General features: G+C 39.4%; 1 protein-coding gene. It reads right to left on the bottom strand.

Annotation, left to right across the window (positions count from 1 at the left end; all coding sequences use genetic code 11):
• On the bottom strand, positions 1–4,044 hold a 4,044-nt coding region (locus QZN27_RS08990), incomplete at its 3' end, for a cobaltochelatase subunit CobN (RefSeq protein ID WP_296786647.1).
• Between the last annotated feature and the right edge of the window lie 220 nt (positions 4,045–4,264).

The following is a 4,264-nucleotide window of genomic DNA, read 5'->3' as shown; positions in this document are numbered from 1 at the left end:
CTTGTTGGCATACATCAGCACGTTGAATTTTGGAGCCTTACCTGAAATCTCCTCAACTGTCATGGACAGTCCTCCCCAGTAATCGAAGAAGTCATCATTGTCCAGCACACCATACTGGTTGGTGTTACGGCTGGCAACAATTGTATCTGAGTTTGACAGAGCCTTTAAGAATACCAGCGGATTGGTATCTCCCCAATATTTTTTGGAATACATGTTTCCCATTCTTCCAAGGTAGAAGTCTGCGAGCTCTGAAGTATCGTTCCATGTCCATGACATTGATACCAATTTTGAAATTCCTGCACCATAATCACCGTTAGGTGGTGCAAATATCCTTGTTATTGCACATTCACCAGCATAAGTTGGATTATAGCCAACATCTTTATAATATAGAGTGTCTTCAATCCAGTGCTGTGCCACATAATTTGAATCCAAAGGCTCGTTTGAAACACCATAATAATTGATGCTTCTAATTACTCCTTCAAGAGCCTCCCTTAAATATTGTCCTTTTTCAGAATTCATTAATGTCTGATTATTAATTATTGCCAAGTATGATCTTGCAAGCGCAACACGGTATGCGTTATCCATTAAAATTGATTGTGATGAATATAAATCCCTGAACAGTCCGCTTGTAATTACGGTTACATCAATCCTTTTTTTATCCCATCCGTCCGGACGTGTCAAATCATCCAATCTTATTACTTCCGGCATTGGACTGACCTTTTTACCGGTAGGATTTCCCTCATCATCATAACCTGCACTTGATGAGTCTGTCCAAACAGGCTTCATGCCCAAAAGATAGAGTACTGTTGAAACCAGCGCACCGTCATCCCTTGCGGTTTCCACACACCAGATACCCATGATAATCTTTTCGGTTGTGTCGTTTAAATCGGCTAGAGTCAGTAATGCAAGGGTTTTTGCATATTCCCATGCTTCCATTGTTGGAAGTTCGCTTGACTGGTCCTGGAACATGTTTTTACCTGTCGGCAATATTGCAGGTTTTACCACAAGTTCGCCACCTTCTCCAACTGGAACATATCTGCCGTTCAGTCCGTCAACCATTGCGGCCAATTCATTTGAAACTGAAAAGTTTATCAAATCGATGTATTTTTTAGCGAGATTAAGACAAGCAAGGAAATTAGGGTTGTTGAACTTCTCATTTTCACCTATTAAAACTCCGTTAACAGTGCCCACATCCCAGTAAATCAATGCCTTTACGATGTCATAGGATTTGTTCAGTATGAATTCCCTTTCAAGTGCTGACAATTGATTATATCCTTTTGAATAGTAGTAGTTTGACAATTCAGTGAATAAGTTAAGTGTGCCCTGATTGTTTTCAAGCACATAATCATAGGACAGCATGGCTGAAACTGTGCTTGCCAGATCCGCTTCTGACCAGGATTGGCCCAATGCATGAAGACCCAGTGGATAAAGGGTGGACTGCATTGAAGTCAGGAAATCGTTTACCTTTTGAACGAGCAAATCACTTGAGAGGCTTTGGACTTCCTCTTTTGTCAATCCAAGATTTGTGGAGTAGTCATTATCTATAATCAGCTGACGTAACTTGTCCGGATTGGTCAAACTGTTTGCCATCACTGTCAGGTTGCCATACAGATGGGTATAGGACATTGGAGAGGTCAGATGTGAAATGATAACTGCAAAACCCCTTCTTTTTGCCTGAATAGCTTCACCCAAACCATCAGCAATATAGAAGTATAACTGCGGAACATCTCCAACCACAACTGATCCGTAATCGGTGGCTGAAAGTAGAATCTCTTTTCCAGGAAGCCATTCATGTGTAGCGTGCCTTCCGGTAAATATCATCGCATTATTGTATTTTGTCTGCATGTAGTAATAGGCCGCCAGATACTGGTGGGTTGGAGCGACTGCAGTACAGTGATAAAGGTTTTCTATGTCTGATTCCCATCCCCTTTGAGGTTCGGGAGCTATAAATATGTTACCATAAGTCAAACCCGGAATTACAAAGTAATCGACACCGTCTCTTGTGACTACCATGACATTTCCAGGTGCTTCTCCCCATCCGTTCAATCCTGAAACGTTCAAGCCTTTAAATTCATTGAAATATTGCAGGAACAGATTATAATAGCTTTCATCCTTGGTGGATGTGTACTGTTTTAATGCATTGACTATATTTGTTAAAATATTCTTGGATGCTACTGAATTTTCCTCCGGCAGGAGCGCTACCACCTGATTGTACCAGTCATCTATTGTATCTCCAATTGTGACAGTATAGTCAAGCTCCACTGCCCTTCTTGAAAGCTCCCCTATGTATGCTACCGGACCTTCGCGGACCTGAATTTTTACAATCTCATCCAGGGAGTTGAACCATTCATTATATTCGCTGACCGGCAACAATGTAACTCCTGACTGGTTAGCAAGCTTTTCAAGTTCTCCAGGCGCCCAATTAGCCACGTTAATACCGCATTTCAACATCAAATCTTCGAGCTCTGCTACACTTGTCGGCAATTCTCCTACATTGTATCCCTCATTTTTCAAGGTTAAAAGGATATTATAAATGCTTGTTATGGTATCCAGGTAACTGGAACCGATATTCTGCTTTCCTGGAGGGTAGTTATAATAAATTATTGAAATCAATTTCTCAGCATTTGCAGTGTATTTCAAATCAACCCATGCATCAATTCTATCGGTAAACAGGTCAACGTTTCTCTCATATGGAATATATGTAACGATTCTGGCACCTGTAACATTAGAGATGTAACTTGCCTGGCCTCCAATGAAAACCGCATCAATAATCCCCTGGGTTTCGGCAATGGTGATGTGCCACCACTTGTCGCTTTTCTCAGTTGTCAGACCAGTTGAGCCTAACTCCCACATCTCATTTGAAACATAGTCTGAGTGAACTGCCCTGAAAACAGGCACTCCCAGCTCTTCAAAGAATGATGTTGCCTTTGTGAAGTTTTCACCGCCGACACCATAGGCAACCATTGACACAATTGCATCAACATATGTGTCATATTTAGATGAGTTTTCCAAAAATCCTGAAATGTCTCCTCCCGCACTGGTCCATGACTCAACCATTACTCTCAGCTGTTCGGCAGATCCTCCTGCTGCATAAACCGGAATCACATTATATCCTTTTGATTCCAATGATTCAATGAGAGCATTTGTCGGATGCAACTGCTGGGAGGAAATGTACATTGTACTTTCCAATATTCCGACTGTGCGTGTATTTGAGCTGTTGAAGAATGTGGCGATGTATTCATCCAGTGAATACCACCTGTCACGATAAATACCATAAGTCTTTGAGCCTGTGAAATTCTGAGCTTCATATGCGAAATCATAGCCCAAAAAGTTTAATGTGAATAGAATCTGATTTTTGAGGTTTTGCTTATCGTTGATGTCCTTGTAAAGAACCAGGTTATTGAAGACATTGTCGAATTTGGCTCCGGTGGAGGTGATGTATGAGTTTACATCATTGAAGTTCAATCCCCTTTTTGTGTTTTTAAAATAATCCACCAGCTCATTGTCACTAAAAGAAGCAAATATCTTATTATAGTTAATAGTATTGTTTCTAATGAGGTTAATTGAACTTGAACCGGAGTTAACATTACCTGAAGGCAGTTCCAAAATCAAAAATAGCTCTTTGTGGGATAATTCAGGGTATTTTCCTAAAAGCTTTGTCAGAACAGAATCGACATCTGTACTAATCCATTCTCCGATGAATGCATCGGATTTGTCAAATAGTGAATGAAGTTCCTCTTCATCCATGTTCTTTATCTGGTCCCCGCTTCGAACAACCATATTGAATCCTGATAATCCATCGTGATTGTATATCTCATCACAGGCTGAATCTATAATGTTGGTTCCTGGATTGTCCGAAATGATAAATACCGTCTTGTTTTTAGCATCACTTTCATGCAAGCCGTTTGAATCATCAATAGCCAATTCATCTTGATAATGATCCTGTAAAGTCAAGTTACTGTCGCTTTGGGCGAAGCTCACTTGAGCGAACAGGACAAATGTCAATAGAATTATTATGAAAAACAATTTTTTATTACTACCCACATTAATCCCTCAAAATTTTATAGCATATAATATTATGTGACAAGTAAATAATAAATATTATTATTAAAGTATTACTTATTACTTCATTTTTTACAAAAAAGTAATACTTTTTCTAAATCATCCTACAAAATATTTATTAAATCAAAAAATCATAATTATATTATTAAAAACTAGGGGATAATATGAAAGTAGGGAATGGTATTGTAAAGAAGTATTCGAG

The sequence above is a fragment of the uncultured Methanobrevibacter sp. genome (genome assembly GCF_900316895.1).
In the GTDB taxonomy this organism is placed as follows: domain Archaea; phylum Methanobacteriota; class Methanobacteria; order Methanobacteriales; family Methanobacteriaceae; genus Methanocatella.
The sequence above is the reverse complement of the archived record's forward strand: the minus strand, read 5'-3'. Positions and strand labels throughout refer to the sequence as shown.